General features: G+C 70.3%; 4 protein-coding genes and 1 pseudogene. 1 reads left to right on the top strand and 4 read right to left on the bottom strand.

From position 1 onward, the window contains the following. The 4 genes and pseudogenes from RIF93_RS18815 to dapA form a co-directional block, all read right to left on the bottom strand. A pseudogene (locus RIF93_RS18815) lies at nucleotides 1–281 on the bottom strand (DUF885 domain-containing protein); the annotation flags it as partial. Between the two features lie 64 nt (nucleotides 282–345). Then, the gene (locus RIF93_RS18810; protein WP_309092983.1) at nucleotides 346–1,080 is read right to left on the bottom strand and encodes a GNAT family N-acetyltransferase; all 735 of its coding nucleotides are present in this window, start codon (nucleotides 1,078–1,080) and stop codon (nucleotides 346–348) included. After that, nucleotides 1,077–1,535 (bottom strand): SsrA-binding protein SmpB, encoded by a 459-nt coding sequence (smpB, locus tag RIF93_RS18805; protein ID WP_309092982.1) that lies wholly within the window; start codon nucleotides 1,533–1,535, stop codon nucleotides 1,077–1,079. The genes RIF93_RS18810 and smpB overlap by 4 nt, the downstream gene beginning before the upstream one ends. Before the next feature lies 1 nt (nucleotide 1,536). Then, on the bottom strand, nucleotides 1,537–2,424 hold the full coding sequence (gene dapA, locus RIF93_RS18800) for a 4-hydroxy-tetrahydrodipicolinate synthase (protein ID WP_309092981.1): 888 nt from the start codon (nucleotides 2,422–2,424) through the stop codon (nucleotides 1,537–1,539). Between the two features lie 154 nt (nucleotides 2,425–2,578). Here dapA and RIF93_RS18795 point away from each other — a divergent pair. Beyond that, nucleotides 2,579–4,595 (top strand): lytic transglycosylase domain-containing protein (locus RIF93_RS18795; protein ID WP_309092980.1); only part of this gene is annotated, 2,017 nt, incomplete at its 3' end.

Genomic DNA, 4,595 nt, shown 5'->3' with positions numbered 1-4,595 from the left:
ATGCGCGCCAGCTGGGCTTCGGCGACCGCCAGGGCCTTGTCCGAGCCGGCCTTGGTGTAGTCGCCAAGCTCTCCGTAGCGTTCCTTCATCCCCAACTGGCTCAGCGTCTCGGGGCTGAGGCGGGCGCTCTCGAGGAAGGCCTCCTGGAAGAAGGCCGCGAGGCGAGCGTCTTCAGACTGCGCGGCTGCAGCGGCGGGCGCGGCCTTCGGAGCTTGGGCGTAGGCCGGCGCGCTCGCGAGCGCGAGACTCAGGGCCAGGACGGAACAGGCGGTGCGGATCATGGAAACCCCCAGGTTGTGCCTGAGGTCTAGGCGCCGCCGGCCCGCGCCGGAAGTGAATTCTTGGTCAGGACGGTCGCGCCCAATAGCTGTAGCGCCACGCCGCCTCGAAACCCGCCTTGCGATAGAGACTGCGCGCGGGATTTGCCTCCTCGACCTGCAGGAACATGCGCCGCACGTCGCGGGTCAGCGCCGCGCCGCCGAACGCCGCCAGGATCCGCCCGGCATAGCCGCGGCCGCGGGCTTGGGCGGAGGTCCGCATGCCATGTACGCCCGCCCAGCCGTGGCCGAAGCTGACGGCGCCGACCGCCAGGGTGCGCCCTTCCTCTCGGACGGCGGCATAGAGCGCGTCCGGAGACCGGCTGAGCGTCGCCACTCGGCTGGCGCCGTCCGCCGGATCGAAGCCTTCGCCGAGGAACACCTCGCCCCAGTCCGCGTCGGGCGTCTCCATCAGCTCCACCCGGGCTTCGCAGAAGCCGGCCACCGTTAGGCTGTCCGCCACCTTCACCCAGGTCGGCTTGGCGGGCGCAAATTCCCTGGCCTCTAGAGCCGCCCGCACGCCAGCGAGGCCGTCCACGTCGGCGATGCGGAACGCCGGCGGCAGCTCCCGCTCCACATAGGCGCCCACGATCTCGTCCAGCGCCTCGGGCGAGGCCTGGTGGCTCAGCGGCGCAGCCGACTTGGCGCGCCCTACGGCCCCGCGGTCTAGCGGGACGAGCCAGCCCGCGATCTCCATCACCTCGGCGGGCGCGACGGCCGCGACCGTCGCCCGCTCCACGCTCTCTACGTCGGCCTCGGTCACCCGCGGTCCCGAAGCAGCCGCGCCTTGTCCCGTTGCCAGTCGCGCTCGGCCGTCGCCTGACGCTTGTCGTGGGTCTGCTTGCCCTTGGCGAGCGCGATCTCGAGCTTCGCCAGGCCCTTGTCGTTCCAGTAGAGCTTCGTCGGCACCAGGGTGCGCCCTTCCCGCTGCACCGCGCCCACCAGCCGGTCGATCTCGCGCCGCTTCAACAGCAGCTTCCGGGGCCGCCGGGGCTCGTGGTTGAAGAACGGCCCGGCCTGGGCGTACGGCGGGATGTCGGCGTTGATCAGCACGATCTCGTCGCCTTCAACCGCCGCATAGCTCTCGGCGATGTTGGCCCGGCCGTTGCGCAGGCTCTTCACCTCCGACCCGGTCAGGGCGATCCCGGCCTCGAAGGTCTGTTCGAGGAAGTAGTCGAACCGGGCGCGCCGGTTCTCGGCGATCAGCTTGCCAGCCATCTTAGTTGATCAAGCCTGCGTCCCGCAGCCCCGCCAGGACCTCGCTCCGCGCGGCTTCCGAGCAAGGAACGATCGGCAGCCGGGTCTCCTCCGAACAGAGGCCCAGGTGCGCGAGCGCGAACTTGGTGGGCGACGGGGATGCGTCGGCGAACAGCGCCTTGTGCAGGCGGATCAGCCGGTCCTGCGCGGCCAGCGCCGTGGCGAAGTCGCCGGCCATGCAGGCGTTGTAGAAATCGGCGCACTGTTCGGGCGCCACGTTGCAAGTCACCGAGATGCAGCCGTGGCCGCCGTGCGCCATGTAGCCCAGGCCGCCGTCGTCGTTGCCCGACAGCATGACCCAGTCCTCGCCGCATTCGAGCCGCTGGAAGCTGGCCCGCGGCAGGTCGCCGGTGGCGTCCTTGATACCTACGATGTTCGGCAGCTTTGAGAGCCGCTCCAGCGTCGCGTTCGAGATGTCGACGCTGGTCCGCGCCGGCACGTTGTAGACCAGGATCGGCAGCTGAACCGCGTCGTTGATCGCCTTGTAATGGGCGTACAGGCCCTCCTGGCTCGGCCGGTTGTAGTAGGGCGTCACAACGAGGGCCGCGTCGGCCCCGATTGTCTTGGCGTGGCGCACCAGTTCGATCGCCTCGGCGGTCGAGTTCGAGCCCGCGCCGGCGACCACCGGCACCCGTCCGCGGGCGGTCTGGACGCACAGCTCGACGACGCGCCGGTGCTCCTCGTGGCTGAGTGTCGCGGTTTCACCGGTGGTGCCGACGGGTACAAGGCCGTGCACCCCGCCCGCGATCTGGCGCTCGACGAGCGACACGAAGGCGTCCTCGTCGACTTGGCCGTTGCGGAACGGCGTCACGAGCGCCGGAAGGACGCCCCGGAACATGGGTTCGGACATGGTGTGCAAATTGCCGTGAAAAGGCCGCTTGTTGGGGCGACGTTCAGATTTGCCGGGACAATATGTTGGCGTGGGCCAAGCCCGCAACGCCGATGTCGATTCCGTGTCGCTTCCTTGCAGCCGGGGGGAGAGGTTGGACTCCAAAACCCGCAAAGTGTTCCTCGCCGCGAGTCTCGTGGTGCTGGCCGCCGCCGTCGCCCGGGCCCAGCCCGCAGATCCGATCGGAGACCTGATCTCACGTGACGCGCAGTCGCCTGCGCCCGCCGTGACGAGCACGGTTGTCCGCCAGACGGTGAGCCGTCCGATCAGCTCGGCCGACCAGGTGCTGTTCGCCAGCGCGCTCGCGTCCGCCAAGCGCGGCGACATCTCCGGCGCGCGCACCGCCATCGCGGGCATCAGCCATCCCATCGCCAAGAGGACCGCCACCTGGGCGCTCGTCGACGGGAACGCCGAATCGCTCGGCTTCTTCGAACTGGACAACGCCCGGCGCGAACTGGCCGGCTGGCCGCGCGCCGCCAAGCGCCAGGCGGCCGCAGAGAAGCTGCTGGAGACCTCGGGCAAGTCGCCCGCCGAGATCGTCGCCTGGTTCGGCGGCGAACAACCCCAGACCGCTTACGGCGCCCTCGCCCTGGCTTCGGCCCAGCGCGTGTTGGGCCAGACTCAGGCCGCGAACGACCTGATCCGCCGCTGGTGGCGTGACGAGAGCTTCGAGGCCGACGCCCAGCGGGCGATCATGGCACGCTTCGGAACGACCCTGACGGTCGACGACCATATCCGCCGGGCGGATATCCTGCTGTACGGGCCGCAAGGCCCCGCCGCCCGCGAGATGGTCGCCCTGTTGCCGGCCGACCAGCAGGCCGCCGGCCTCGCCCGCATCGCCCTGCGCTCGGATGCAGGCAACGCCAACGAGCTCTACGGCGCGCTGCCGCCGGAGATGCAGGCGCAGCCGGGCGTCGCCTTCGAGCGCGCGGGCTACCTGCGCCGAAAGGGGCTGGAGACAATGGCCCTGGCCCTCGTCCCGCAGTTCCCCAAGACCGTTGTCACGGACGAACAGGCCGACCGCATCTGGTACGAGCGCCACCGCCTGACGCTCGCCGCCATCAAGAGCGGCGACTGGCGGAGCGCCTATCAGGCCGCCGCGAACTCGGGGCTTACCGAAGGTTCCGACGCCGCCGACGCCGAGTTCTACGCCGGCTGGATCGCGCTCTCGAAGCTGAACGATCCCGCGGCGGCCGCTCGCCACTTCGCGAACCTTGAGCGGATCGGTTCGTCGCCGATCACCAAGGGCCGCGCCTTCTACTGGCTGGGCCGCGCCGCCGAGGCGCGCCGCGAGAACACCGCCGCCGAGGGCTATTACGCCCAGGGGGCTCAGCATCAGACCACCTTCTATGGCCAGCTCGCCGCCGAGAAGATGGGCATGAAGCTGACGCTCCCCCGGGATCCGGAGCCGTCCGCGGCCGACCGCGCCCGCTTCGAAGGCCGCGACGTGGTCCAAGCCGCGCGCCTGCTGGCCGACCAGGGCCAGCGGGACCTGTTCCGCGTCTTTGCGCTCTATCTCGACGACGTGGTCCCCACGACCCAGGAAGCGGCGCTGCTGGTCGACATGATCCGCGGCTACGGCGATCAGGACACATCGATGAAGGCGGTGCGGGCCGCCGCCCAGCGCGGCTTGATCCTCGCGGACCGCGGCTACCCCTATCGCACGCCGCCCACCGTCGCAGGCGGGCCCGAGCCGGCCCTGGTGCTGGGCATCACCCGGCAGGAGAGCGGCTTCGACCCGCGCGTCCGTTCGCACGCGGACGCCCGTGGGATGATGCAGCTGCTGCCGGCCACGGCCGCAACGGTTGCGCGCCGCATCGGCGTCAGCCACTCGACCGAAATGCTCTGGGAGCCGGACCACAACATGCGTCTGGGCTCGGCCTTCCTGGGCCAGCTCGTGGACCGCTTCTCAGGCTCGTACATCATGGCTGCGGCGGGCTACAACGCCGGTCCGGGCCGCCCGCCGCAGTGGGTCGCCCTGTGCGGCGATCCCCGGACCAGCTCGGCCGATCCGCTGGACTTCATCGAGTGCGTGCCGTTCTCCGAGACGCGCAACTACATCATGCGGGTCATGGAGAACATGCAGGTCTACCGGGCCAAGCTGAACGGCGGCTCGGCGCCGATCACGCTCT

This window comes from Phenylobacterium sp. (assembly GCF_031181185.1).
Taxonomy (GTDB): Bacteria; Pseudomonadota; Alphaproteobacteria; order Caulobacterales; family Caulobacteraceae; genus Phenylobacterium.
Note: the sequence above shows the minus strand (reverse complement) of the source record. Positions and strands in the feature narration are given on the sequence as shown.